This window comes from Shewanella eurypsychrophilus, assembly GCF_007004545.3.
GTDB classification, from domain to species: domain Bacteria; phylum Pseudomonadota; class Gammaproteobacteria; order Enterobacterales; family Shewanellaceae; genus Shewanella; species Shewanella eurypsychrophilus.
This window is the reverse complement of the sequence record NZ_CP045503.2, coordinates 4,187,797-4,214,568: the sequence shown is the minus strand read 5'-3', so window position 1 is coordinate 4,214,568 and position 26,772 is coordinate 4,187,797. Positions and strand designations below refer to the sequence as shown.

20 protein-coding genes and 11 tRNA genes are annotated in these 26,772 nt (G+C 42.9%); 27 read left to right on the top strand and 4 right to left on the bottom strand.

Going from position 1 to position 26,772, the window contains the following annotated elements:
* The first annotated feature begins 48 nt into the window (after window positions 1-48).
* From truD to rpoS, 5 genes are all read left to right on the top strand, one after another.
* The gene (gene truD / locus FM038_RS18010; RefSeq protein WP_142874684.1) at window positions 49-1,116 is read left to right on the top strand and encodes a tRNA pseudouridine(13) synthase TruD; all 1,068 of its coding nucleotides are present in this window, start codon (window positions 49-51) and stop codon (window positions 1,114-1,116) included.
* 65 nt (window positions 1,117-1,181) lie between these two features.
* Window positions 1,182-1,931 carry a 5'/3'-nucleotidase SurE gene (gene surE / locus FM038_RS18005; protein WP_142874683.1) on the top strand — a complete coding sequence of 250 codons (750 nt, stop codon included), beginning with the start codon at window positions 1,182-1,184 and terminating at the stop codon, window positions 1,929-1,931.
* Window positions 1,928-2,563: a protein-L-isoaspartate(D-aspartate) O-methyltransferase gene (locus FM038_RS18000; RefSeq protein ID WP_142874682.1), complete on the top strand. Its 636-nt coding sequence runs from the start codon at window positions 1,928-1,930 to the stop codon at window positions 2,561-2,563. The genes surE and FM038_RS18000 overlap by 4 nt, the downstream gene beginning before the upstream one ends.
* Before the next feature lie 102 nt (window positions 2,564-2,665).
* Window positions 2,666-3,562: a peptidoglycan DD-metalloendopeptidase family protein gene (locus tag FM038_RS17995; RefSeq protein ID WP_142874832.1), complete on the top strand. Its 897-nt coding sequence runs from the start codon at window positions 2,666-2,668 to the stop codon at window positions 3,560-3,562.
* A gap of 77 nt (window positions 3,563-3,639) precedes the next feature.
* Window positions 3,640-4,611, top strand: a complete 972-nt coding sequence (gene rpoS / locus FM038_RS17990) for an RNA polymerase sigma factor RpoS (RefSeq protein ID WP_142874681.1) — start codon at window positions 3,640-3,642, stop codon at window positions 4,609-4,611.
* A 390-nt stretch (window positions 4,612-5,001) separates the two neighbouring features.
* Here the strand turns inward: rpoS and mutS are convergent, their stop codons facing one another.
* Complete coding sequence (mutS, locus tag FM038_RS17985; RefSeq protein ID WP_142874680.1) at window positions 5,002-7,569, bottom strand: DNA mismatch repair protein MutS; 2,568 nt, start codon at window positions 7,567-7,569, stop codon at window positions 5,002-5,004.
* Between the two features lie 352 nt (window positions 7,570-7,921).
* Here mutS and recA point away from each other — a divergent pair, with 352 nt between their 5' ends.
* The 20 genes from recA to FM038_RS17885 all read left to right on the top strand — a co-directional run bounded on the left by recA (window position 7,922) and on the right by FM038_RS17885 (window position 20,932).
* The gene (gene recA, locus FM038_RS17980) at window positions 7,922-8,980 is read left to right on the top strand and encodes a recombinase RecA (protein WP_142874679.1); all 1,059 of its coding nucleotides are present in this window, start codon (window positions 7,922-7,924) and stop codon (window positions 8,978-8,980) included.
* Window positions 8,981-9,387: 407 nt separating this feature from the next.
* Entirely contained in the window at window positions 9,388-12,012 is a 2,625-nt protein-coding gene (gene alaS / locus FM038_RS17975; protein WP_142874678.1) for an alanine--tRNA ligase, read from the top strand.
* A 512-nt stretch (window positions 12,013-12,524) separates the two neighbouring features.
* Window positions 12,525-12,722 carry a carbon storage regulator CsrA gene (csrA, locus tag FM038_RS17970; protein WP_142874677.1) on the top strand — a complete coding sequence of 66 codons (198 nt, stop codon included), beginning with the start codon at window positions 12,525-12,527 and terminating at the stop codon, window positions 12,720-12,722.
* Between the two features lie 257 nt (window positions 12,723-12,979).
* Window positions 12,980-13,071: transfer RNA gene (locus FM038_RS17965), tRNA-Ser, on the top strand.
* A gap of 21 nt (window positions 13,072-13,092) precedes the next feature.
* Window positions 13,093-13,169: transfer RNA gene (locus FM038_RS17960), tRNA-Arg, on the top strand.
* A 34-nt stretch (window positions 13,170-13,203) separates the two neighbouring features.
* Window positions 13,204-13,280: transfer RNA gene (locus FM038_RS17955), tRNA-Arg, on the top strand.
* 148 nt (window positions 13,281-13,428) lie between these two features.
* A tRNA-Arg gene (locus FM038_RS17950) sits at window positions 13,429-13,505 on the top strand.
* Between the two features lie 83 nt (window positions 13,506-13,588).
* Window positions 13,589-13,665, top strand: a tRNA-Arg gene (locus FM038_RS17945).
* A 20-nt stretch (window positions 13,666-13,685) separates the two neighbouring features.
* A tRNA-Ser gene (locus FM038_RS17940) sits at window positions 13,686-13,777 on the top strand.
* A 115-nt stretch (window positions 13,778-13,892) separates the two neighbouring features.
* Window positions 13,893-13,969 (top strand) — tRNA-Arg (locus FM038_RS17935).
* Window positions 13,970-14,003: 34 nt separating this feature from the next.
* Window positions 14,004-14,080 (top strand) — tRNA-Arg (locus FM038_RS17930).
* A 148-nt stretch (window positions 14,081-14,228) separates the two neighbouring features.
* Window positions 14,229-14,305, top strand: a tRNA-Arg gene (locus FM038_RS17925).
* An 81-nt stretch (window positions 14,306-14,386) separates the two neighbouring features.
* Window positions 14,387-14,463 (top strand) — tRNA-Arg (locus FM038_RS17920).
* Window positions 14,464-14,483: 20 nt separating this feature from the next.
* Window positions 14,484-14,575: transfer RNA gene (locus FM038_RS17915), tRNA-Ser, on the top strand.
* A gap of 580 nt (window positions 14,576-15,155) precedes the next feature.
* Window positions 15,156-15,401 (top strand): OadG family protein, encoded by a 246-nt coding sequence (locus FM038_RS17910; RefSeq protein ID WP_142874676.1) that lies wholly within the window; start codon window positions 15,156-15,158, stop codon window positions 15,399-15,401.
* Window positions 15,402-15,422: 21 nt separating this feature from the next.
* Entirely contained in the window at window positions 15,423-17,222 is a 1,800-nt protein-coding gene (gene oadA / locus FM038_RS17905; protein WP_142874675.1) for a sodium-extruding oxaloacetate decarboxylase subunit alpha, read from the top strand.
* A gap of 8 nt (window positions 17,223-17,230) precedes the next feature.
* Window positions 17,231-18,361: a sodium ion-translocating decarboxylase subunit beta gene (locus FM038_RS17900; protein ID WP_142874674.1), complete on the top strand. Its 1,131-nt coding sequence runs from the start codon at window positions 17,231-17,233 to the stop codon at window positions 18,359-18,361.
* A gap of 168 nt (window positions 18,362-18,529) precedes the next feature.
* The gene (locus FM038_RS17895) at window positions 18,530-18,892 is read left to right on the top strand and encodes a group I truncated hemoglobin (protein ID WP_142874673.1); all 363 of its coding nucleotides are present in this window, start codon (window positions 18,530-18,532) and stop codon (window positions 18,890-18,892) included.
* Between the two features lie 27 nt (window positions 18,893-18,919).
* On the top strand, window positions 18,920-20,473 hold the full coding sequence (locus FM038_RS17890) for an ATP-binding protein (protein ID WP_142874672.1): 1,554 nt from the start codon (window positions 18,920-18,922) through the stop codon (window positions 20,471-20,473).
* Between the two features lie 264 nt (window positions 20,474-20,737).
* On the top strand, window positions 20,738-20,932 hold the full coding sequence (locus FM038_RS17885) for a hypothetical protein (RefSeq protein WP_142874671.1): 195 nt from the start codon (window positions 20,738-20,740) through the stop codon (window positions 20,930-20,932).
* 94 nt (window positions 20,933-21,026) lie between these two features.
* Here FM038_RS17885 and FM038_RS17880 read toward each other — a convergent pair whose 3' ends face one another.
* The 3 genes from FM038_RS17880 to FM038_RS17870 form a co-directional block, all read right to left on the bottom strand.
* Window positions 21,027-21,362 (bottom strand): PBPRA1643 family SWIM/SEC-C metal-binding motif protein, encoded by a 336-nt coding sequence (locus FM038_RS17880; protein WP_142874670.1) that lies wholly within the window; start codon window positions 21,360-21,362, stop codon window positions 21,027-21,029.
* 155 nt (window positions 21,363-21,517) lie between these two features.
* The gene (locus FM038_RS17875; protein WP_142874669.1) at window positions 21,518-21,703 is read right to left on the bottom strand and encodes a hypothetical protein; all 186 of its coding nucleotides are present in this window, start codon (window positions 21,701-21,703) and stop codon (window positions 21,518-21,520) included.
* A gap of 132 nt (window positions 21,704-21,835) precedes the next feature.
* Complete coding sequence (locus tag FM038_RS17870) at window positions 21,836-23,086, bottom strand: dicarboxylate/amino acid:cation symporter (RefSeq protein WP_142874668.1); 1,251 nt, start codon at window positions 23,084-23,086, stop codon at window positions 21,836-21,838.
* Between the two features lie 271 nt (window positions 23,087-23,357).
* Between FM038_RS17870 and FM038_RS17865 the strand changes: the two genes are divergently transcribed.
* Window positions 23,358-23,780, top strand: coding sequence for a YqaA family protein (locus FM038_RS17865; RefSeq protein WP_142874667.1), 423 nt, complete (start codon window positions 23,358-23,360; stop codon window positions 23,778-23,780).
* 82 nt (window positions 23,781-23,862) lie between these two features.
* Window positions 23,863-26,697 carry a M16 family metallopeptidase gene (locus tag FM038_RS17860; protein ID WP_142874666.1) on the top strand — a complete coding sequence of 945 codons (2,835 nt, stop codon included), beginning with the start codon at window positions 23,863-23,865 and terminating at the stop codon, window positions 26,695-26,697.
* The last annotated feature ends 75 nt before the right edge of the window (window positions 26,698-26,772 follow it).

The window sequence follows — 26,772 nt, the reverse complement described above, 5'->3', positions numbered from 1 at the left end:
GTATCGTTTACACCTAATTTGCTAGATCTAAAGAGATTAAGACAGACCATGATAGAACTTCATTATTTACACGGTAAGCCAGCTTCAAAGGCTGATCTTCGTACAAACAATAGTGACTTTATTGTTCAGGAGATATTACCCTTCGGCCCCACTGGAGAGGGGGAGCATCATCTGCTGCATATCCGCAAAGAGGGGCTGAACACCGCTGATGTCGCTAAGATATTGTCTGGTTTTGCTCATGTTCATCCTAAAGAGGTGACTTATGCTGGCCAAAAAGATAAAAATGCCATTACCGAGCAGTGGTTTGGTGTACGTATTCCGGGAAAAGAAACGCCAGAATGGTCCAGTTTAAACAATGAAGAGCTAACGGTATTATCTAGTCATCGTCACGGTAAAAAACTAAGAATTGGTGCCTTAGCGGGTAACCGATTTACGCTCACGTTACGAAATCTTACCGATATGGATGATGTATTGGCTCGGTTAGCTCTCATCAAGGAGACTGGAGTACCTAACTACTTTGGTGAGCAAAGATTTGGTCATGATGGTAAGAATTTAATCTTTGGCAGACAGATGTTTACTGGTCGTAAGGTGAAAGATAGAAAGAAACGCAGTATGTACCTATCTGCTGTCCGCTCTTATCTATTTAATTACGTCACTTCTGCTAGATTAGCAAAACATGGGCTAGCAAAGTTGGACGGTGACAGTGTTTTATTAGCTGGAAGTCGCAGCTATTTTGTCGCTGAAAAATGGGATGCAGAGCTGCTTAAGCGTCTGGATGAAAAAGATATTCAACTCTCTGCACCTATGTGGGGCAGAGGCAGCATATTACCTCAAGGTGAAGCTGCCGATTTTGAGAATTTAGCACTTTCAGAGTTTGAACTTGATCGTGATGGGCTAGAACATGCAGGGCTTGATCAAGAACGTCGTCCTTTGCTGCTTGAACCACAGCATCTTACTTATCAACAAGAAGGCGAAGATGTCATCGTGTTAAAGTTTGCGCTACCCTCAGGAAGCTTTGCAACATCTGTGCTGCGTGAATTGTTCGATTATGAGGATGTTAAAGACCGCGAGTTTCGCCAGCGGCAGCAAGAGAGGCGTGAACAAGAGCAAAACTAGTTTTAGCCCAAAGATCATAAGTTTGTGTCAATCAATTAGAGTATAAGTCAAAGAGTAGGTTAGTAATGATTAAGATCCTTGTAAGTAATGATGATGGTGTAACCGCGGAAGGAATTAAGGTGTTATCGGATGCGCTATCTGAGTCTTACCAGGTTATGACTGTGGGGCCAGATCGTAACTGCTCTGGCGCGAGTAACTCTTTAACCTTGACTAACCCTTTACGAATTAATACGTTAAGTAATGGTTTTGTTGCTGTAAGTGGCACACCAACAGACAGTGTTCATCTTGCGATACGTGAACTCTATCCCGATGAGCCTGATATGGTTGTTGCGGGTATTAATGCTGGCGCCAATTTAGGCGATGACACCCTGTATTCAGGTACGGTTGCAGCAGCAATGGAAGGGCGTTTTCTTGGTCTGCCTGCCGTGGCCGTTTCATTAGTGGGCTCTAAACTGCAGCATTATGATACCGCAGCGCATTTTGCTTGCAAGATCATTGCGGGGCTGCTTAAAAAGCCGATAGCACAAGATCAGATCTTGAATATCAATGTTCCAGATTTACCCATTGATAAGATTCAAGGCATTAAAGTCACACGCTTAGGTGCCAGACACAGAGCTGCTGGGATGATTAAGGCACACGATCCTGCTGGTAGAGATATTTATTGGTTAGGTCCTCCTGGCGATGAGCAAGATGCATCAGCTGGAACTGACTTTCATGCAGTCACCAATGGTTATATTTCAGTGACACCGTTAACCGTAGATTTGACTGCATTTGAACGAATTAAACCACTGCAAGAATGGATTGATAACATATGAATGGCGTAGCGACGACACTAGCGTTAAATTTAGCCAGAAGTCTACATGAGTCAGGGATAAAGAGTGAAGCGGTGCTTCAAGCCGTTGCTAGCACGCCTAGAGAGTCATTTCTTGATGCTGCATTAGGTCATAAAGCCTACGAGAATACTGCTTTACCAATAGGCCAAGGACAAACAATATCTCAGCCCTATATTGTCGCTAGAATGACTGAACTACTCCTGGCTCATAAGCCATCAAAAGTGTTAGAGATTGGTACTGGTTCAGGTTATCAAGCTGCAATACTGGCACAACTTGTCCCCGAGCTGTGTACAGTTGAACGTATAAAAAGTTTACAAATACAAGCTCGACAAAGACTAAAGCGATTAGATCTGCATAATATATCCTTCAAATATGGTGATGGTTGGAAAGGGTGGCCAAATAAAGGGCCATTTGACGCCATTATGGTTACAGCTGCAGCCAGTAGTGTGCCAGAAGCATTAGTGACTCAATTAGCTGACAAGGGTGTGTTGGTTATTCCTGTTGGAGAGGAGTCACAGCAGCTACTAAAAGTAGTACGCCAAGGAGACACTTATAGTTCAGAAGTAGTAGAGATGGTTCGTTTTGTCCCTCTTATTAATGGTGAACTCGCTTAAATTAAGCCATTACTTGGGCTTTAAAATCATTATCTGAATTATTATGATTTTTAGTCATATTTTATTCTTGGTCATTTTTAGGAGTTTTTCTTGGTTAATGGGATGAAGTGCAAACATTTACTTCTATTACTCGTATGTGTTTGTTTTATTGGATGTAGTTTCCAATCTAACCGGCCTGCTCCTGTGGTCAATGTCACGACTCCCGTGATGGCTGCTTATAATAAAGGGGCATTAAAAACTGATTCTTATCGCGTTAAGAAAGGGGATACACTTTATTCAATCGCTTGGGCATCTAACAATGATTTTGTGAATTTAGCTAAGAAAAACAAGCTCAAAGAACCCTACACCATCTATCCAGGGCAGCGATTAAACCTAAGTTTGACACCTAGTGTTACAAATAGCCGAACGGCTATAACCGCAACAAAGACTCCTTCTAAAGTTGTATCTACAAAGGGTAAAGCTTCGAATAAACAAAAGGTTGAGCATAAATCAGTGGTTAGATCTTCCTCTGTAGCGTCTAAAAATAAACCACTTGATCAAGCTAAAGAGTCTGCGTATTCTGTAACCACTGGTCAACAAGTTATTAACAAGCCTGTCCACAGCTTAAAGGAACAATTACCGACTAAGGTAAGCCGTTGGTTCTGGCCAGTGAAAGGAAAATTGATCGGACGTTTCTCTGCTAAAGAGAAAGGAAGCAAAGGTATTAAGATTGCTGGTAATCGGGGTAGCATAATTAAGTCCGCAGCTGATGGGCGAGTTGTATACGCTGGTAGTGCTCTAAGGGGCTATGGAAATTTGGTTATTGTTAAGCATAGCGATGATTTCTTAAGTGCTTATGCCCATGCAGATAAAATCTTAGTCAAAGAAAAACAGTTTGTCTCAGTTGGACAAACACTAGCAAAAATGGGTAATACGGGTACCGATAGGGTCATGTTACATTTTGAGATCCGTTACCACGGGAAGTCTGTTGACCCACTTAAATATTTACCTAAACAATAATGGTTTAGGAGCCGTTTTGGCATTTGGAGGATAGTAAAGTGCAGTAATTTAAATTTGAAATTTTGGGAGATCATTTTATGGGTCGTAGAAAAAGTACCGCTGTTGCGGAGCCGTTAGTGGATTTATCAAAGAATGAATCTGAAGCTGAAACTCTAAAAGGAAATAAATTACAAGAAACCGAACTTGAGCAGCAAGTTCAGGATGATTTACAGAAAAACCTGGATGCAACTCAGTTGTATTTAGGCGAGATTGGTTTTTCCCCTCTATTGAGTGCGGAAGAAGAGGTGTATTTTTCACGTAAAGCGCTAAAAGGCTGTGGTAAATCACGTAACCGCATGATTGAAAGTAATCTAAGACTTGTTGTTAAGATTGCCCGTCGTTATAACAATCGTGGCTTAGCCTTATTAGACCTCATAGAAGAGGGTAACTTAGGCCTGATCCGAGCCGTAGAAAAGTTTGATCCTGAACGAGGTTTTCGTTTCTCAACTTATGCGACTTGGTGGATTAGACAGACCATAGAACGCGCCATCATGAATCAGACAAGAACGATTCGTTTACCTATCCATGTTGTTAAAGAACTTAACGTTTACCTTCGGACTGCAAGAGAGCTTGCACATAAGTTAGATCATGAGCCTACGGCAGAAGAGATTGCTGACAAACTCGATCTACCCAGCTCCGATGTCAGCCGTATGCTGAAGCTTAACGAAAGAATTACCTCAGTTGATACTCCACTCGGTGGAGATAACGATAAAGCATTACTCGATGTGCTTGCTGATGATGACAATGTCGGTCCTGATTACAAGGTCCAAGATGAAGATATGTCAAAGTCAGTAGTCAAATGGTTAGATGAACTCAATACAAAACAAAGAGAGGTGTTAGCGCGCCGTTTTGGATTGTTGGGATACGAACCATCGACACTTGAAAATGTAGGTAGAGAGATAGGTTTAACTCGTGAACGTGTTCGTCAAATTCAAGTAGAAGCTCTGAAGCGTCTTAAAGATCTACTCGGCGCCCAAGGACTATCAGTTGAAGCAATTTTTAAAGCTTAACTATAAGTATATTCATATTTAGTGATAAATAGGCGCCCACATATTTAAGATTATTTTCTTTTTTGGGAGCCCCATTTTTAGGGTTATGGCTTTGAAGTAGGAAGCATTCTTTAAAGATTTGATGTATTCGTGATAGATTTTTTCTGAGTTTAGTCTTAGTTAGCAGTATTAAATACCACTTTCTTATACCGACTGGTATAGGTATCACATTTCAGTATTACTACAAAAAAAGCGCACTTTTTAGTGCGCTTTTTGTGTCTGGAACACTTATGTCTATTTGTCAGGGATGACAAGAAATAGACCTTGTGTCTGGCCTCTGTTGTAAAGAGCTATGTCACTCTGTACTGCACAATCCTGGCAAACCTCCTTCCCTGAACGCCATGGCATTGTCTAAGCTAGCTGCTTCAGCCTATACAGTATCTCTAAGGCCTGTTTAGGGCTAAGTTCATCTGGATTAATACTCATCAAAGCATCTTCTACTTGCGACACTGTTGGATCAGGAAAAGCCATGCTTTGCTGAGTCGGCAACTTGCTTGTTTGACTGCTATCTCGGCTCTCTAAGTGATGTAACTTATGTTTGGCTGCTGCAATCACTTTAGCGGGAACCCCAGCTAGAGCGGCGACTTGTAGGCCATAACTTTTGCTTGCAGCCCCTTCTTGCACTGCATGCATGAAGACAATGTTGTCACCGTGCTCGATAGCATCTAAGTGTACATTCTCGACATTGGCGATAAGTTCCGGTAGCTGGGTTAACTCAAAGTAATGAGTGGCAAATAGTGTCATAGCCTGAATTTTTTCTGCCAAATACTCAGCTGCTGACCACGCTAATGAAAGGCCATCATAGGTTGATGTTCCGCGACCAATTTCATCCATTAAAACTAAGCTTTGAGTGGTGGCATTATGGAGAATATTGGCAGTTTCTGTCATCTCAACCATAAAGGTCGAGCGGCCAGATGCTAAATCATCAGATGCACCGATACGGGTAAATATTCTATCTATCGGGCCTATTACAGCGCTTTGAGCGGGGACGTAAGAGCCAATATGTGCCATCAGTGTAATTAAAGCTACTTGTCTCATATAGGTCGATTTACCCCCCATATTCGGACCTGTCACAATCAGCATTTTACGCGTTGAATTCAGGGTCACGGGATTCGCAATAAAAGGGCTTTGACTGACCTGTTCGACCACGGGATGTCTACCGGACTCAATATGGATACCAGCAGCATCGGTGAGTGTTGGGCATTGATAATTTAGTGTCTCGGCGCGCTCGGCAAAATTACTGATGACATCTAGCTCTGCCGCTCCCTGAGCGAATAATTGTAACTCATGGAGTCTCGGCAAGATAAGATCGAATAACTGCTCCCAGAGCTGTTTTTCCAGTGCCAGAGCCTTGCCTTGACTTGAAAGTACTTTTTCTTCGTGCTCCTTAAGTTCTGCGATGATATATCGTTCAGTATTCTTAAGGGTTTGTCTGCGCTGGTAACTCAGAGGAACAAGATCGGACTCTCTACGGCTTACTTCGATGTAATAGCCATGTACGCGGTTATAGCCGACTTTCAGTGTCGATATACCAGTAGCTTGTTTCTCACGAGTTTCTAATTCAGTGAGGTAATCTGTTGCCCCTTTGCTCAAGGCTCGCCATTGATCTAGCTCTTCGTTGTAGCCATCTTTCAGGACTCCACCATCGCGGATCAGCATAGGCGGATTGTCTACTATAGCCCTGTCGAGTAGCGCAAGTTCATCGGGGAATTCACCGATGACTTTTGCTAAGCGGATAAGATGGGGTGATTGGCAATCAGCAAGTAACGCTTGGATGTCTGGTAATATGGATAGTGCCTGCTTCAGACGTGAAAAATCCCTTGGTCTTGCGCTCCTAAGTGCCAGCCTAGCAGTGATTCGTTCAATATCCCCCAGGCCTTTTAGGTGAGGTGTTAACGTATCAAATAGTCCACTATTGAGTAACTCATCGAGAGCTCCTAGGCGAGATTCAACCTGTTGTCGATCTCTCAATGGCTCGTGGATCCATCGCTGTAACATACGACTGCCCATGGGGGTTGTCGTATTATCCAAGATTGCCGATAAGGTATTTTCTCGCCCACCTTGTAGGTTGATTGTCAGCTCTAAGTTTCTTCTTGTGGCTGCATCGAGGACGATGCTGTCATCTTGATTAAATAGCACGATAGAGTTGATGTGGGGCAGAGCGGTCCTTTGAGTATCTTTGACGTACTGCATCAGACAGCCGGCAGCTTGGAGTGACAAACGAACGTTTTCGAGACCGAAGCCACGAAGATCTTTAGTCTTAAACTGATCTAAGAGCAACTTACGTGAAGTGTCAAAATCAAACTCCCATTCAGGACGCCTGCGCTTGCCATTGAATCCTTTGATAAGAGACATCTCACTGAAATCTTCGCTATAGAGAAGCTCTGCTGGATTAGTGCGTTGTAGCTCAGCTTCTAATGCATCTTTAGTGTCAAGTTCACTGACAACGAAGCGGCCGGAGCTGAGATCTAAGGTGGCATAACCAAAGCCTACCTTCCCATGGTATACCGCGGCAAGCAGGTTATCTTGTCTCTCCTGCAATAAGGCCTCATCGGTCAAAGTTCCCGGTGTGACGAGACGAACAACTTTTCGCTCAACAGGTCCCTTGGAGGTGGCTGGATCGCCGATCTGCTCACAGATAGCAACAGAGACCCTAAGTTGCACCAGTTTGGCGAGATAACCTTCCACGGCATGATAGGGAAGCCCTGCCATGGGAATAGGATCACCTCCACTCTTACCGCGAGCGGTGAGTGAAATACCTAAAAGTTCGGATGCCCTCTTGGCATCGTCGTAGAAAAGCTCGTAGAAGTCACCCATACGATAAAAAAGTAGCATGTCAGGGTTTTCGGCCTTGAGCGTCAGGTACTGACGCATCATAGGGGTGTGTTTTTCTAAACTTTGGGTGTCGATTGGATTCATCTACAGCTCGTTTTTTCTATGAGGTATTGAACAGGCAAGATGCTCCATCGGAGCTGCCTTAAAAATATGATGCCAATATTAGCAATTTTTCGAGTCAGTTGCGTCTTTAAAAAATAAATAGTCAGATTGAATTTTTCTTCTGTAACAAGTGCTTTAAATTGAGTGAACATGTAGAGAAGAAAATAATCATGATCAGTACTTGATACTGTATGATTGTACAGTATACTAGCTTTCATATTGAGACGCCTTTTTGAGCAGGATAAAGTTTTCCTTGGCTCAAATACCGGAGTCGTCACCAGTTTATATCGGCATTGTTGCCGTGACTTAGATTATGCGCGAAGAGGATATCGGAATGAAGATTGATGCGAACAAAGAGAAAGCACTGAATGCCGTTTTAGGACAAATTGAAAAACAGTTCGGTAAAGGCTCTATCATGAAACTGGGCGAGAACCGCTCAATGGATGTTGAGACTATCTCTACAGGTTCTCTTTCTTTGGACGTTGCACTGGGTGCCGGTGGACTTCCTTTAGGACGTATCGTAGAGATTTACGGACCTGAATCTTCTGGTAAAACGACACTGACTCTAGAAGTGATTGCAGCGGCTCAACGTGAAGGTAGAGTGTGTGCCTTTATCGATGCAGAGCATGCCTTAGACCCAATTTATGCTAAAAAATTAGGTGTCGACATCGATAACCTACTTTGTTCTCAACCCGATACTGGTGAGCAAGCGTTGGAAATTTGTGATGCCTTGACCCGTTCTGGTGCCGTTGATGTCATCGTCGTCGATTCGGTTGCGGCCCTAACGCCAAAAGCTGAGATTGAAGGCGAGATCGGTGATTCACATATGGGGCTAGCGGCTCGTATGATGAGCCAAGCAATGCGTAAGCTTGCCGGTAACCTGAAACAAACCAATACAATGCTTATCTTCATTAACCAAATTCGTATGAAAATTGGTGTCATGTTCGGTAACCCTGAAACCACAACCGGTGGTAATGCACTTAAGTTTTACGCTTCTGTACGTCTCGATATTCGCCGTATCGGTGCAATCAAAGATCGTGACGAAGTTATCGGTAACGAGACCCGTGTAAAAGTGGTTAAAAACAAGATTGCCGCACCGTTTAAGCAGGCTGAATTCCAAATTCTTTATGGGAAAGGCATCAACCGTACCGGTGAATTAGTCGACCTTGGTGTGATACATAAATTAGTCGAGAAAGCCGGTGCTTGGTACAGCTACAAAGGCAATAAAATAGGTCAGGGACGTGCAAATGCGGGTAAGTATCTAATTGAACATCCTGAAATTGCGACAGAAATTGAAACTGCACTTCGTGGTATGTTACTCGCCTCTCCAGATGCGGCAGAGTCAGCTACAGGCGATGAGAATGTGGATCTCGAGACTGGTGAAGTTTTTTAATTCAGTCAGTTAATATCTGACGTTTAATGAACAAGCCCGTGAGCCATCTGGCATACTATTTCGCGGCAGCGTACCTTGCGCGCCGCGACTATTCTTGCTTTAAAAGCAAAAAACGGGTTTTAAAATAGTTCGACGAACTTTGCGCAGGATCACATGACTTAGGTACTGGAGCATGATCCTAATGATGAGTCACTAAGACACAATACTCCAGAGAACAAACCGTTTTGTTAAACGATATATCTCCTTTCCTATAATCCTCTCCTAAAACTCTGGTTGTTATCCTGTAGACTGCTTATAATACGGCTTAAAATAGTGTAAGTGTCACTAATAAAACGACTGTCATTAGCATCAATTCGTCGTCGAACACTACGCTCATAATTTACGCAATCTCAACTCAGGGTGATTTCATGTATCAAACCACTGCAGCGCTAAGAACTGCTTTCTTGGAATATTTCGGCAAAAATGAACATCAGGTTGTGGACAGCAGTTCACTGGTACCTGTCAATGATCCGACCTTATTATTTACGAACGCGGGTATGAATCAGTTCAAAGATGTATTCCTTGGTGAAGATAAGCGTAGTTATACGCGTGCAACGTCTTCACAGAGATGTGTAAGAGCCGGTGGCAAACATAACGACTTAGATAACGTGGGTTATACCGCGCGTCATCACACCTTTTTTGAGATGTTAGGTAACTTTAGTTTCGGCGATTATTTTAAACGCGAAGCGATCGGTTTTGCATGGAACTTTTTGACTCAAGAATTAAAAATTCCCAAAGAGCGCCTGTGCGTGACCATCTATGAAACTGATGATGAAGCCTATGACATCTGGACAAAAGAGATCGGCGTTCCAGCTGAAAATTTAATTCGCATCGGTGACAATAAAGGAGCGCCATACGCTTCAGATAACTTCTGGCAAATGGGTGATACCGGTCCTTGTGGGCCTTGTTCTGAAATCTTCTATGATCATGGCGATCATATCTGGGGCGGTCGTCCTGGTACCCCCGAAGAGGATGGTGACAGATTTATCGAGATCTGGAACATCGTTTTCATGCAATACAATCGCCAAGCAAATGGTGACATGCTGCCACTGCCTAAGCCATCAGTTGATACGGGTATGGGGATTGAACGAATTGCAGCTATTATGCAAGGCGTGCATTCAAATTATGAAATTGATATCTTCCAGGCACTGATTAAAAAGACTGCTGAAATATTGGGTGTTACCGATTTAGAAAATAAATCATTACGCGTTATTTCTGATCATATTCGTTCATGTGCATTTTTAATTGCTGATGGCGTTATGCCATCCAATGAAGGTCGCGGCTATGTGCTTCGTCGTATTATTCGACGAGCAGTGCGTCATGGTAACAAGTTAGGTGCAACAGACTCTTTCTTCTATAAGTTGGTTCCAACGCTGATAGAAGTGATGGGGGATGCAGCAAAAGGTCTGGTTGAGACGCAAGCCATTGTAGAAAAGTCTCTGAAAGCTGAAGAAGAGCAGTTTGCCCGCACTCTAGAGCGTGGTCTTGGAATGTTAGACGCTGCTCTAAATACCCTCAAAGGTGAAATTCTCGATGGTGAGACAGCCTTTAAGTTATACGACACATATGGTTTCCCTGTGGATCTAACGGCTGATGTTTGTCGAGAGCGCAATATCACAGTAGATGAAGCCGGATTCGAAGCTGCAATGGCAGAGCAGAGACGTCGTGCTCAAGCTGCTGGTCAGTTCGATACCGATTACAATGAGTCACTTAAGATCGATGAAGAATCTACGTTCTCTGGCTACACTGATTTAGTTGCCAATGGCAAGATCACCGCTATCTATAAAGCGGGTGAACCTGTCACAGAAATTACAGCGGGTGAAGATGCCGTTATTATCTTAGATACCACACCTTTCTACGGTGAGTCTGGCGGTCAATGTGGTGATAGCGGTATATTGAGTGTTGATGGTATTGAGTTTGTTGTTAAAGACACACAGAAATACGGCCAGGCTGTTGGTCATCTAGGTGCTTTAAAAGGCGGTAGCCTGAAGCTAGGTCAAGATGTTGTTGCTTCAGTCAATAAGCAGCTACGTCATCGTACTGAACTTAACCACTCGGTGACTCATTTACTTCATGCTGCATTGCGTCAACTGCTTGGTACGCATGTGACTCAGAAAGGCTCATTGGTTGACCCAGAGCGTTTGCGTTTCGATTTCTCTCACTTTGAAGCTGTTAAGCCTGAAGAATTGAAAGCCGTTGAAGATCTTGTTAACACCCAAATTCGACGCAACCATGAATTGAGTGCTCAGGTGATGAGTATCGATGCAGCAAAAGAGCAGGGGGCAATGGCACTCTTTGGTGAGAAGTACTCAGATGAAGTACGTGTGGTCACTATGGGGGATTTCTCTATCGAGCTATGTGGTGGTACACACGTCGGTCGTACAGGTGATATTGGCTTATTTAAGCTCACCTCTGAAGGTGGTATTGCAGCGGGCGTTCGTCGTATTGAAGCTGTCACAGGCGCTGCTGCGATGGAATTTATTGCTGCGCAAAAAACTGAGCTCGATAAAGCTGCAAAATTGCTTAAGGCTGACAGCAACTCTGTCGTGACTAAGTTGAAAGCTCAGCTAGACCGTACTAAGCAGCTCGAGAAAGAGCTTTCACAGCTAAAAGATAAGCTTGCTGCTGCGACCAGCGCCGACCTTGCTGGTGACGCGCAAGATGTCAATGGTATCAAGGTTTTGATCAAGAAGCTTGATGGCGTTGAACCTGGTGCATTGAGAGGCTTACTGGATGAACTAAAGCAGAAGCTGGGTTCAGGTATTGTGGTTTTAGGTATTGCTGGCGATGCTAAAGTGAATTTAATTGTTGGTGTGACCAAAGATTTGACCGCTAAAGTTAAAGCGGGCGAACTGGTTGCAAGTATCGCCTCTAAAGTTGGCGGTAAAGGTGGCGGACGACCTGATATGGCGCAAGCTGGCGGCAATCAGCCTGAGAATCTAGATGGGGCACTATCTGAAGTCCTCCCTTGGTTACAAGAGCGCTTAGGATAATGATTAAGACTGCTTTTCTCAGTGCTTCTCATCGCTAAATCATAATTAAGAACACGACTTTAAAGGTGCTATATCAATATAGCGCCTTTTTTTATACCTGACACATAGCTAGAGACTAGATTGATCAATTAGACGGGTTGCTATCACATTTGTGATTTTGCTAGGTGAAGGCTTTTAGGAGCTTGTGATGACATCTTAGTAGGCTAGTGAAACTTGTTGGCAAAATGTTCCTTTCTTAATGCTTTGTGGTCGAAAAGTGCTTTCAGCCTTGGTGTAAGCAGGAATTAATGCTAGGTTTATTGATGGTCTGATATTAGATTCAAAAGTGCTCTATGATCAACCGTCGCAGAGTGCAGTACGGGGGCTAGGTCACGCTTTCGACCTAAATAAGGTGTATTTAAATGGTGGTTTTCCACTAGGGTACTTTTAATTTGTACTAAGCTAACCTTATAATAGGCATATAACGGAATAATATCGAATAAAGCTAAATTTGGAACTAAAGGAGCAAACGAATGCTGATATTGACTCGTCGTGTTGGAGAAACACTGATGATTGGTGATGAAGTAACTGTCACTGTTTTAGGCGTCAAGGGGAATCAAGTACGTATTGGTGTTAATGCGCCTAAAGAAATTTCTGTGCATCGTGAAGAAATTTACCAGCGCATTCAATCTGAAAAATCAGGTAATGCGTCTGAAGGTGGCAATTTCTAATTGTTTTCACCTTAAGAATACGTTGAAATAGAAGAGTCAGTTTTAAACTGGCTTTTTTGTTTTCTGGCTATAGGCATTTTCCCAATAAGTTCGCTTACAGTTTCAAGTCACACTTTTTATCGTGGATAAAAAAGCCGTTCTATATACAGTTTGGCTGATATGTGAGTGATCTGTTTAAAAACAGGGCAAACAGCAAAACCTTTCTAAGAAATGGTTTGACTTATTTTCATCAAACAGTAATATGTGCGCCAAGAAACGGAGAGGTGGCCGAGTGGCCGAAGGCGCTCCCCTGCTAAGGGAGTATGGGCTTTAAATCCCATCGAGGGTTCGAATCCCTCCTTCTCCGCCATTTCTTACTTGCAAATACGATGCGGATGTAGCTCAGCTGGATAGAGTACCTGGCTACGAACCAGGCGGTCGGAGGTTCGACTCCTCCCATCCGCACCATTTTGTAAGATGACGGAAAGTATTGAAACGCGTTGCGGATGTAGCTCAGCTGGATAGAGTACCTGGCTACGAACCAGGCGGTCGGAGGTTCGACTCCTCCCATCCGCACCATTCAATATAATGTAAAAATAGTAAAGTTTATTTGTGCGGATGTAGTTCAGCTGGATAGAGTACCTGGCCACGAACCAAGTGTTTGTAGGTTCGACTATTCCTATTCGCACCATATAATGCAAATGTAAAAATAGTAACGTTTATTTGTGCGGATGTAGCTCAGCTGGATAGAGTACCTGGCTACGAACCAGGCGGTCGGAGGTTCGACTCCTCCCATCCGCACCATATTTAAATTTCGAGTTGATGTTTTGACTGGGAATATTGATTTTCAATGATGTTTGATTGAATAATCAAGTAAGACGAAATTTGCGGATGTAGCTCAGCTGGATAGAGTACCTGGCTACGAACCAGGCGGTCGGAGGTTCGACTCCTCCCATCCGCACCATTTTCGTTTTTGTGATTTTCGGAGAGGTGGCCGAGTGGCCGAAGGCGCTCCCCTGCTAAGGGAGTATGGGCTTTAAATCCCATCGAGGGTTCGAATCCCTCCTTCTCCGCCATTACAAATAAGCCCGTTGACAGTGTCTTCGGGCTTTTTTGTCCAAATCATTGTTAGTGGATTATAGTCCATTGACAATGTTGTTATCTCTGGCCAGATAGCAGAATACAAGATATGCGGATGTAGCTCAGCTGGATAGAGTACCTGGCTACGAACCAGGCGGTCGGAGGTTCGACTCCTCCCATCCGCACCATTTTGTATGATGACGGAAAATATTGAAACGCGTTGCGGATGTAGCTCAGCTGGATAGAGTACCTGGCTACGAACCAGGCGGTCGGAGGTTCGACTCCTCCCATCCGCACCATTCAATAAAATGTAAAAATAGTAACGTTTATTTGTGCGGATGTAGCTCAGCTGGATTGAGTGCTTAGCTACAAACCAAGTGTTTGTAGGTTCGACTATTCCTATTCGCACCATATAATGTAAATGTAAAAATAGTAAAGTTTATTTGTGCGGATGTAGCTCAGCTGGATAGAGTACCTGGCTACGAACCAGGCGGTCGGAGGTTCGACTCCTCCCATCCGCACCATATTTAAATTTCGAGTTGATCATTGACTGGAAATATTGATTTTCAATGATGTTGATTGAAAAGTTAAGTAAGACGAAATTTGCGGATGTAGCTCAGCTGGATAGAGTACCTGGCTACGAACCAGGCGGTCGGAGGTTCGACTCCTCCCATCCGCACCATTTTCGTTTGTATGATTTTCGGAGAGGTGGCCGAGTGGCCGAAGGCGCTCCCCTGCTAAGGGAGTATGGGCTTTAAATCCCATCGAGGGTTCGAATCCCTCCTTCTCCGCCATTACAAATAAGCCCGCTGATTATATCAGCGGGCTTTTTTGTGTTTGTTTGCCCAGCCTGATCTAGCTAGACATCAAATCTCTTCCCTCTCTTCTACTTTTTATCTGCTACAGCCTGTCATTGCGTGTCTCTCTAATGGCTAATAAACTACTATTGAATAGTTTAGATATTGATTAAGTGCATAAGTTTGCAAAAAAACATTATTGTGTTCGATTCAGTGAATTCTCTATCCAGCTATTCTTAGCAACGTTTATTCGTTAACTATGCGCCAATCCTTATCTGTTGATAAAATCTCAGTAATCTAGCCTTTAAATTATTAAATTCTCATTGAGTGTCTTTTGATTTTGCTATTCTTGGTATGACCAATTTACACCTCGCTCGCATTTTTGTTATAAATTGGTTATTGTTTTCTATTGAAAAGTATTGATTGATACCGTTGATGGCTTAAAAAAGCCTGATTTAAGATGTAAATAATGCCTTAAATGAATAAAAATATGAATTTAGCCTTTATATATTCATTATGAGCTTAAGGTTTTGCGAAATAGTCTATTAAACCAAGTAACGCTGACACTGAGGATGATATGAACTCGATTTCTGAGCAACTGATACAAGCCGTTGGCATTATGTTTTTAGGCATGGGTCTGGTTTTTGTATTCTTAACGATACTGATCCTTTGTATTAAATTGGTGGCTATGAGGTTTGCTCCTCAGCCACAGCAGCAAAAATTACCTAACAGTATTCAAGAGAATTTCCAGCAGCATGGAATAGATCCTAAAATCGTTGCGGTGATCACCTCGGCCATTCATCAATATCGCGTTAAAGCATAATAATACTAGTAGGGAGTTTTTATGAGTCAGCCACTTGCATTAACAGATGTCGTGTTAAGAGATGCACACCAATCTATTCTCGCTACACGACTTAGGTTAGAGGATATGCTACCGATAGCACCACTCTTAGACAAAGTAGGCTTTTGGTCGCTTGAGTCGTGGGGCGGAGCAACATTCGATGCATGTATTCGCTATTTGGGTGAAGATCCATGGGAACGTCTGAGGGAACTTAAAAAGGCGATGCCTAATACGCCGCAGCAGATGCTACTTCGTGGGCAAAACTTGCTCGGCTACCGTCATTATGCTGATGACCTTGTCTACAAGTTTGTAGAAAGAGCTCACACGAATGGCGTAGACGTATTTAGAGTCTTTGATGCGATGAATGATGTTCGTAACTTAGAGACCTCAATCAAAGCTGTTGTCGACGTTGGCGCCCATGCCCAAGGTACGATTTGTTATACGACTAGCCCAGTGCATACACTCGATACCTGGGTTGATATGGCAAAAAAACTGGAAGACCTCGGTTGTCATTCGTTATGTATTAAAGATATGGCAGGCTTACTTAAGCCTTATGATGCGTTTGACATGATAAGTCAAATCAAATCCCAAACTGACCTGATTGTCTCTATGCAGTGCCACGCTACAACAGGCTTAAGTACGGCGACTTATCTTAAGGCTATCGAAGCCGGCATTGATGTCTTAGACACCGCTATCTCGCCTTTAAGCCAAACTTATGGCCACAGTGCGACTGAGACTGTCGTTGCTATGTTAGAAGGTACAGATAGAGCGACGGGCTACGATATGGCTTTATTGGAAGAGATTGCAGCCTATTTTAGAGTCGTACGTAAAAAGTATGCCCAGTTTGAGGGGGAGCTTAAAGGCATCGACGCGAGAATTTTAAGAGCACAAGTTCCGGGGGGAATGTTGACCAACATGGAGAGTCAGCTTAAAGAGCAGGGGGCAGCTGATAAGTTGGATCTAGTTCTTGAAGAGATCCCTCGGGTTCGCGAAGATCTCGGTTTCTTACCTTTAGTGACACCCACCTCTCAAATTGTGGGTAGCCAGTCTGTGATTAACATCCTTACTGGTGAGCGCTATAAATCGCTGACTAAAGAGACTGAAGGTGTACTCAAAGGCGAGTATGGTGCAACCCCTGCACCAGTGAATGCTGAGCTTCAGGCAAAAGTGTTAGGTGGCGCAGAGGCGATTACATGCCGTCCTGCCGATCTATTAAAGCCTGAACTTGAGCGTTTGACCCAAGAGTTGAAAAATAAAGCTGCTGAAGATGGACTCGATCTCGCCAATGAGTTGATCGATGATGTACTCACCTATGCACTATTCCCACAAATTGGGCTCAAATTCATTAAAAATCGTAATAACCCAGATGCATTTGAACCTAAACCTGAAGCCGCAACTAAACCAAATCGTCAGGCAAATGCTAAAACAGATGAGCGCGGAGCGGAAACTTATACGGTGAATGTTCAGGGGCAGAGTTATGTTGTTGAGGTCTCTCCTGGTGGAGACATTAATCAAATTGTGTCTTCTGAAAATGTGGTTCCCTTTACTGCTCCTCAATCTGTACCGGCACAGCCGTTGAGTCACGCAGTTAAGTTAGAGATGAACGCGCCATTATCCGGTAATATTTTTAAGGTGAATGTCGCAACGGGCGATACCGTACGTGAAGGTGATGTGGTCATTATCCTCGAAGCAATGAAGATGGAAACAGAGGTACGCGCCGAGACTGATGGTGTTATCAGTAAGGTTTGGGTTAAAGAAGGTGACTCTGTCGCTGTTGGAAATCAACTGCTTGGCATAGCATAGGAGTCATAATGGAAGGATTAATCTCATTTTGGGCAGAGTCAGGCATTGCAAACTTTACTGGCGGCCAGCTTCTGATGATGGCGGTAGGTGCTCTGTTACTTTACCTTGCGATAGTGCGAGGCTTTGAGCCCTTGTTGCTATTGCCCATTGGTTTTGGAGCCATATTGGCGAATATACCCAATGGTGGTTTTACCGAAGAAGGTGGGCTGCTGTATCTTGCCTACCATGTAGGAATTGAAACCGGTGTATTCCCTTTATTGATTTTTATGGGAGTTGGCGCACTAACTGATTTTGGTGCCTTAATTGCAAACCCTAAGATGCTGTTATTAGGCGCAGCGGCTCAATTTGGTATTTTTGCTACCTTGATTGGTGCAATCGCATTAAATTGGGTACCTGGTTTTGAGTTTAGCATGCAAGATGCGGGAGCAATTGCCATTATTGGTGGTGCTGACGGTCCGACGGCGATATTCTTAGCATCTAAGCTAGCGCCTGAATTACTCGGTGCAATCGCAGTCGCAGCATATTCTTATATGGCGTTAGTACCCATTATTCAGCCTCCCATAATGAGGTTGCTGACCACGGAATCTGAACGTCAGATTAAGATGGAGCAGCTTCGTGAAGTGAGTAAGAAAGAGAAAATAATCTTTCCTTTAATGGTACTAGGACTAACGATTCTATTCTTACCAGCTGCCACACCGCTCGTAGGCATGTTCTGCTTGGGGAATTTGATGCGGGAATCAGGTGTCGTAGACAGGTTATCAAATACTGCTCAAAATGAGTTGATTAATATAGTGACCATCTTCCTGGGACTTGCTGTTGGTTCAAAGCTTTCTGCCAACGAGTTCCTTCAGCTTGAGACCTTAGGTATTTTGGTGCTAGGTGCAGTCGCTTTTGCGATTGGTACGGCAACAGGTGTGCTGATGGCAAAAGTAATGAGTAGACTATCGGGTGGTAAGATAAACCCGCTTATCGGTGCAGCTGGAGTCTCTGCTGTCCCTATGGCGGCAAGAGTGGTGAATAAAGTTGGTCTTGAGTCTAACCAGCATAACTACCTGCTCATGCATGCAATGGGGCCTAATGTTGCTGGTGTTCTGGGGTCTGCCGTTGCCGCAGGGGTGTTAATTGCTGTCCTAGGTTAAGCTGATATTTAAGATAGGCTGAGCCCACTACAAGTGGGCTTTTTTATTTCTTGATGAGATACATAGTTTAACGCTTACCGTTCAACCTTTCAGTTTGACTTCGATTATATATCTTCTATTCTCAATACATCATGACTTTAAAACTCTTTCAATTAAAAGGATTTATCTATGGCCGAGTCTCTGTTTGAAAAATATGGGGGATTTGATACTTTTACCCAAGTTGTGAGTAACTTTTACCAAAAAGTGTTAGATAGTGAAGAGCTAGAACACTATTTCAGGGACATCAATATGGACAGCCTGATGGCACATCAGACCAATTTCATCGCTAAAGCGCTTGGTGGGCCCGATGCCTATGAAGGACGCGATCTCCGACAAGCCCATATTAACCTCGATATTACGATTCCTCATTTTCAGGAGGTCGCTGAGCTGCTTGAGGAATCTCTTGAAGAGGTAGGAGTGGACAGTGATGATGTTGTATCAATTATTCAGCTGGTTGGAAGCTTACAAGATCAGATTGTAACTCAAACATAGTACTGGCACTGAGCTTAGGATGAGCGTATGCGACCACTAACATCTGAACTGCTTAATTTGATGGACCATGGGATCGGCGTATGCTCTATTGACACGTTAGAGGTCTTGGAAGCCAATTCGCATTTAATTGCGTGGTTGGGATTGAAGGGAGGAAATAACAATTTAAGTGATCATATAGAAGCTGATGACTTATTTCGTATCAAGCGTTCGATCGAGAAGGGACGAAAATATCGTTTTTGTCAGCAGCACCTCACTCACTCCCGTGAAGATACGATCGAGTTTATTTGCAAAACGATATCCTTAAGTGATCATCAAGAGCTTTTGTTTATCCAAGCTTCGGTGAATAATTCTGATAAAAATTTAAGATCAATAGTTAAGAATCATGCAAGTTTATTGGAGAAAAACAATCAACTTTTACTGCAAGAGAAGTTAAAGGCAGAGGCTGCAAATAATTCGAAAGATCAATTTCTTGCAGCTATGAGCCACGAATTAAGAACCCCGCTTAATGGTATCTTAGGTATGGTTCAGCAACTGAGCAAAACAAGTTTAACCAGCTCTCAGAATCACTATTTAGAAACAGTCAAAGGTTCAGGTCAGCAACTCTTAGCTGTGATTAATCAGGTTCTGGATTTCTCAAAAATTGAATCTACGGACTTGGTTTTACATCCTGTAACAACAGATTTGGGCGCTATCATTCGTCAAGTGTCGCAAATGTGTGGTGATCAATGTGCTCCAACTGGTGACGTTAAGTTACATATTCAATTATCTCCAGATCTCCCCTTAGTACTTATCGACGATGTCAGGTTTAAGCAGATAATAATCAATCTAGTCAACAATGCTCTCAAGTTTACCCATAAAGGACAAATCAAACTCACTCTGGAGCTTACCTCGGTTCAAGATGATGTTTGTGAATTCCTTGTATGCGTGACGGATACAGGTATAGGGATTTGTGAAGAGAGACTAGAGCATATATTCGATCCCTTTATTCAACATTCATTTTCGACTACCAGAGAGTACGGCGGTACAGGTCTTGGTTTATCTATTTGTCAGCAATTAGTAGAAAAAATGGGAGGGGAGATAAAGGTCACAAGCCGTCTAAATGTGGGCAGCCAGTTTACTATTAACTTATCTTTGCCAATAAGCCATGAGACGATTGGGGATGAGCAAGAGTCTCTTGATAATAAAGGGAGCCATTACGCGTCTATTATCAAGGGGAAAAGTATTATGATCGTTGATGATATTGCATTGAACCGAGAAATAATCAGAATGCCCTTAGAAGATATGGCCCCTGAGCTACATCTTGCAGAAAATGGTCAACAAGCTGTAGAGCTGTTTAAGTTGCACCATATTGATTTGATATTGATGGATTGTCTTATGCCCGTGATGGATGGCTTTGAAGCGACAAAAGCGATACGTAAAATAGAATTCAATGGTAACCGAGTGCCGATTATTGCGGTTACGGCCAGTATTTCTACAGAGATAGCCCAGACATGTAAATTGTCAGGTATGGATGAGGTGATGCTTAAGCCATTTGATTTTGAACAATTGATTGAAAGGATAGTAAATAGATTGTCAGATTAATTTCATCATTGTTTTTGACTTTTTTTTAGTATCAAAATGATAGTTTGTTCTGACAAACAAGACTAGCGAAAGACATATTAGTGTTATATTTTTCAAACATCACGATTCTCAGATGTTATTCCATTCGAGCTTGACGTAGATCAAGACGCCTCTATGTCATATAAGGTTTTATAAAGGTGATCAAAATCACGGTGACAACAATTTAGTTGTTAACAATGATGCCAGACGACACCAAGATGTCGTAAACCAAAAAGAGGTGTACCTATGGAGTTGTTACCGAATTGCTATACAGACTTATGTATCAATGGAAAGTGGTTTCATTATGATCACGGCGAGAAATCGGTGTTCATGCTTAACGGCAGTAGTCCTTTATCCTTTGAGCTGGAGTCTCTGCCAACAACAGAAAATGAGCTAGAGCTTCACTTAACGAGTATTTCCGAAAGTTTAGCCAGTAGTTAGGATGTGAGTCGGTTACATTTTTAGCTTGTTCGGCCATGATTACTTGTGATATTAATGGCCGTTATTCCTAGCTCAATTAATGGTGAATCATTAATTAGCCGCAACATTTCTTATATTTTTTACCACTACCGCAAATACAAGCTTCATTTCTGTTTGGTGTTTTTTCAAATTTTGTTGTAACAGGTTTGCTGATCACGGCTTCAAAGTCTGCAATATTCTCTGCTTTATCTGGATTCACTTCAATATTTGCACAAAGCTGATGTTCTTCAAGGAGAACATTCATTTCAGCTTCGCGTTCAATTGAACCTACGCACAGGGATAATGGATTATCACTGGTACCAAATTTGGCTACACGTTTAGTGTTAAAGCCGTAGCTTTCATGCTTAGGCTTTGGGGTTTGACGCCCTTGAAAGAAAAACTTATCTGACATGTTTGGTTCCAGTGTTATCGGTTCAAGATGGAGTAAATAAAAATCGTGTGTGCTTATACTATAGATGGCCAAGTATTGCCATCTATTCTCAATTTAGCCGTATTTGTGACTGCTTTATTGGGGAAAGGTAAGGAAAAACGTGTTCGGTGAAAAGGCTAACCTCTGATATTTTGTTCGGCGGTGATCCAGAGCAGAAAACCTAATGAGAGTATTACGGTGGCGCTAATGGCTAAGATATAGATAAAGCCTTTTTTCCCTTGTTTAAGTGGGACACCATTAAAGTGTAAAAAAAGGGTCCACACGAGACAGAGAATGATAGGGAGTAGGAAGAGTTTCGCCATTGTGTGCCTGTTGTCTAGGAGCCGGAATATTGTGGTTAAGTATAATACTAAGTGAGTGAGCTTGAACAGGTGATTAGAACGAAACAAGCCGTATTAACGGCTTGTTTTACAACTTGATTCAATTCGTGTTGACTAGCTTGTCGCTTGTTTTAGCGGCTTGTCTTCATCGGCATAAAACTGTTCTTCATCAAATTGGCCTTCAGATTTTCCAATAACTACTGCAGTCATCATATCGCCGGTGACGTTTGTACTGGTTCTGATCATATCGATAATACGGTCTATAGCAGCGATAAAGGCTATTCCTTCCAAAGGCAGGCCCACAACGCCTAATGTCACAGATAACATCACCATGGCACTACCAGGTACGCCTGCTGTACCGACAGAGGCTACTGTGGCAGTTACCGCAATCAGCATATAGTCAGTCATGTCTAATGGAATACCATATATTTGGGCGATAAAAATGGCTGCGATAGCCGGGTAGATACCGCCACAACCATCCATATTCATCGTTGCGCCTAGAGGCAACACAAAAGAGCCATAACGCTTAGAGACACCCATAGACTCAGTGCATCGTGTACTTGCTGGCAAGGTGCCAAAGCTTGAAGCTGTTGTGAACGCGACAATTTGAGCTGGCATGGCTTTACGGAAAAATTGAATAGGGCTTAATTTAGCTGCAAACTTAATTAGACCACCGTAGACGAAAATAATGTGTATTAAGGCTGCAAGATAGATGGCACCGATAAACTTACCTAAAGGAAGCAAGGTAGATAGACCGTATTGACCTACAACCCAAGCCATTAAACCAAATACACCGATTGGCGTCAGTTGCAATACCATACGGGTTAACTGGAACATCACTTCAGCACCTGCCTCAAAAGTACGTTTGAGTGGCTCAGCTTTTTCGCCTACTTTATTTATAGCGATACCAATAAGAGCGGCAAAGACGATAATTTGCAATACCTTACCTTCTGCGAGTGACGCAAAAGGATTGACAGGGATCATGTCGAGTAATACTTGTGCAAAGCCTGGTACGTGACGTTCTCTGACTTCGGTGGCGACCAGATCCATGCTGCCGCCCATATCAATGAGCGAACCGACTGTCAGACCTATGATGGATGCGAGTGTTCCGGTAAACATAAACATGCCCAAGGTTTTAAAGCTTAAACGCTTTAAACTGACTTGCGATCCAAGGGCTGTGATACTGACAACGATGGCACAAAATACCAAAGGTGCTACTAGCATCTTAATTGCGCCGATAAAAAGATCGCCCAATGGCTTCAGTACTGTGGCGGATTCGCCAAATATCACGCCTATCATTGCCCCTAAAAAGAAGCCCGCGAGGACTTTCTGCCAGAAGGGGATCTGTTTAATGGTTTGCCACATGTTTTCTGTTTCCAAGTAATTTTTTATTATTAATATTCAAAAAAGCGTTGAACGGTAACGTAAGACAGTTCAGCACTAAAAGTAGATAAGACTATTATCCGATGTTTTCATTGTATAGATAGAGTGACTTGCAAAACAAACCGTTTTCGTTATAACTTATTGTGATAATGAAGTTTGTTTTAATAACTTTAAATATTAACTATTGAGTAACATGGCCTATTTTCTTTTGGTTTTTAACAATAAATTACGTTTTTTCATTAGGTAAGCGTTTATGACAGAGTTATGGTTGATGTTTAGCGCAGCATTTCTTGCTGCAACCTTGTTACCGGGTGGATCAGAAGTTTTACTCGTGGCATTCATTAATGATGATAAATCAGCTTGGTTAGCTCTGGTTATAGTGGCTAGTTTGGGAAATACCTTAGGTTCAATAACCAGCTATTATTTAGGCACTCTGGGTCGTTTTGCTCGTAGTCCAGAGGAGATGGCTAAAGGAAAATATAAACATTCATTGGCACTGGTTCAAAAATACGGCTATTGGTCTCTGCTATTGGCCTGGACACCGATTATTGGTGATCTGTTGTGTTTATTAGCCGGGTGGATGAAACTTCCGTTACTGAGAACGAGTCTGATGATATTAATAGGTAAAAGCATACGTTATATACTCGTTGCAGCGATGGCTTTGCACTGGTTATAAAAGTTTGATCAAGAATATTTAAACGAGTTACTGAATTGAGTGACTGAGAACGAGTGAACAGATAAATGTTAAGGAGAGAACATTGAAAAAATGGATATTAGCGATAGCAATTTCTTCAGCTTTGGCAGGATGTGCCAATCAAGAAACTGCCTCTAACTTACCTGCCGGAGTGATGTTACTTGAAACCGTTAAGGTTGCAGAGTCTGAAGTTGGCATCCCCTATAAAAAATATCAACTCCCCAATGGACTGACTGTCATTCTGCATCAAGATAGCTCTGATCCTTTAGTTCATGTTGACGTGACTTACCATGTTGGTTCTGCCAGAGAGTTTGAAGGCCGCTCAGGTTTTGCTCACTTATTTGAGCATATGATGTTTCAAGGGTCTCAACACGTAGGCGATGAACAGCATTTTAAAACGGTAACAGAAGCGGGTGGCACCCTTAATGGCACGACCAATACAGACAGAACGAATTATTTTGAAACTGTGCCGAGTAATCAATTAGAAAAAATGCTTTGGCTAGAGTCGGATCGTATGGGCTTTTTCTTGCCAGCATTGACTGAAAAGAAATTTGAAGTACAGCGTGAAACAGTAAAGAACGAACGCGCACAACGAATCGATAACCAGCCTTATGGGCGAATGGGTGAGCAGTTTAATCAGGCTTTTTACCCTCAAGGGCACCAGTATTCTTGGCCCGTTATTGGTTGGCCTGAAGATCTCGAACGAGCGAATTTAGATGATGTGAAACACTTTTTTCAGCGTTGGTATGGCCCAAATAACGCGACACTCACCATAGGTGGTGATTTTGATGAGTTTCAGGCATTAGCTTGGGTTAATCAATATTTTGGCGAGATCCCCGCTGGCCCGAAAGTAGAGGCTGATAAAAAGTCCTTAGTGACTCTGGATAAGACACGTTATATATCGATGGAAGATAAAGTTCATCTGCCCTTGTTACGGATTGCATTTCCAACGGTCTATGCCCGTCATAGTGACGAGGCGGCTTTGGATTTACTTTCCAATATATTAGGTGGCGGTAAAACCTCTATTTTGTATAAGAATCTGGTTAAAGATGGTTATGCGGTGCAAGCAGGTGTGAGTCATCCTTGTCAGGAGTTGGCTTGTCAGTTCTCTATGTACGCACTAGCAAATCCTGCCAAAGGCGGTAATTTAGCGGATATAGAGAAACGTATTCAAGAATCTATTGCTGAATTTGAACAGCGTGGGGTGACCGATGCTGATTTGGAAAAGGTAAAAGTACAGTTTGAAGCCAGCACTATTTTCGGGCTTCAAAGCGTTTCGGGTAAAGTGTCGACGTTAGCCTTTAATGAAACCTTTTCTGGCAATCCAGATATGATCTCCTCGGATCTTAAGCGTTATGCTAACGTCACCAAAGCCGATGTCATGCGTGTATTTGAGCAATACATTAAGAACAAGCCAATGGTGGTGATGAGTGTTGTCCCAGAAGGGCAAGATCAGCTTATTGCCCATGAGGATACGTTTACGCCGCCAGCGCTAACGGTTTCGAAAGTTGCGGTAGATGGGATTGAAGCGCATCAGCAAATTGCTTCATCTTTCGACCGTACCGTTATGCCTAAAGCTGGGCCTGCACCAGTACTTACCTCCCCCACATTATGGAAAGGAAAACTTGCCAATAACATCGAAGTGATGGGCACCGAGAGTGAAGAAACTCCAACGGTTGAGCTGGTGGTTTACCTTAATGGCGGTCATAGACTTGTACCCGTTAACAAAGCCGGACTCGCTGGCTTAACCGCTTCTATGCTCAATGAGTCAAGTTTAAAGCGTAGCTCGGAAGAGCTTGCACAAGCTTTAGAAATGTTGGGTAGTAGCGTGAGGTTTGGTTCGAGTGCGTATCAAAGCTATGTGAAAGTGTCGACGCTGACATCACGGCTTGATGAAACATTAGCGATTGTTAAGGAGCGATTATTTGAGCCTGCTTTTAAGGCTAAAGATTTTGATCGCTTAAAACAGCAACAGCTTCAAAGTTTGCAACATATGATGTCGGATCCTAATTTCTTGGCGAGTACGGCTTTTGATGGCTTACTTTATGGTAGTGAAAGTCCGCTAGGCGTGAGCAGTAGCGGTACGTTAGAAACCATTTCATCTATCACACTCGATGATGTAAAAGCCTTCTATAAACTGCAATATCGTGCCGGGAATGCACAAATCATCGTCGTGAGTGATCTGAGTGAATCTGAAATTATTGGCAAATTAGATGGGTTGAGCCAATGGTCCGGAGAAGCCATTTCTCTGCCAGCTTTGGCGAAACTGCCTAAGCTTAAAGGCGGTAAAATCTACATCTTAGATAAGCCGGGCGCCGCACAATCTGTGATTAAAATAGGTAAGCGAGCATTGCCCTATGATGCGACCGGAGAATATTTTAAGTCGTATCTGATGAATTATCCTCTAGGTGGGGCATTTAATAGCCGCATTAACTTGAACTTACGTGAAGATAAAGGCTACACCTATGGTGCTCGAAGTTTTTTTGCTGGTGGCATAGAGTTAGGTGTTTATCAAGCTCAAGCCAGTGTACGTAGTGATGTTACATCCGAGGCATTAGTGGAGTTTGTCAAAGAGATCAAAGCATATCGCCAATCTGGTATGACTGATGAAGAGCTTGCATTTATGCGCGCTTCTGTCTCTCAAGGCAAGGCTCTCGACTATGAGACGCCATACCAAAAAGCAGGCTTTATGCGCCGTATACAAAGGTATCAATTGGATGATGATTTCACAGAGCAACAGACTAAGATAACAAATTCTATCTCGAAGGATGAGTTAAATAAATTAGCGAGGAAACAACTCGATCTCCATAAAATGGTGGTGCTGATTGTGGGTGATAAAGCTTCAATTGAGGCGGATATTAAAGCACTCGGCTACCCGGTGGAAACTTTAGAGTTGTAATATTTGAATTAGGCCATATATCTACATAGAGCACATAGCGATATTCTATCAGATTAGGGTATCGTTATTTTATGG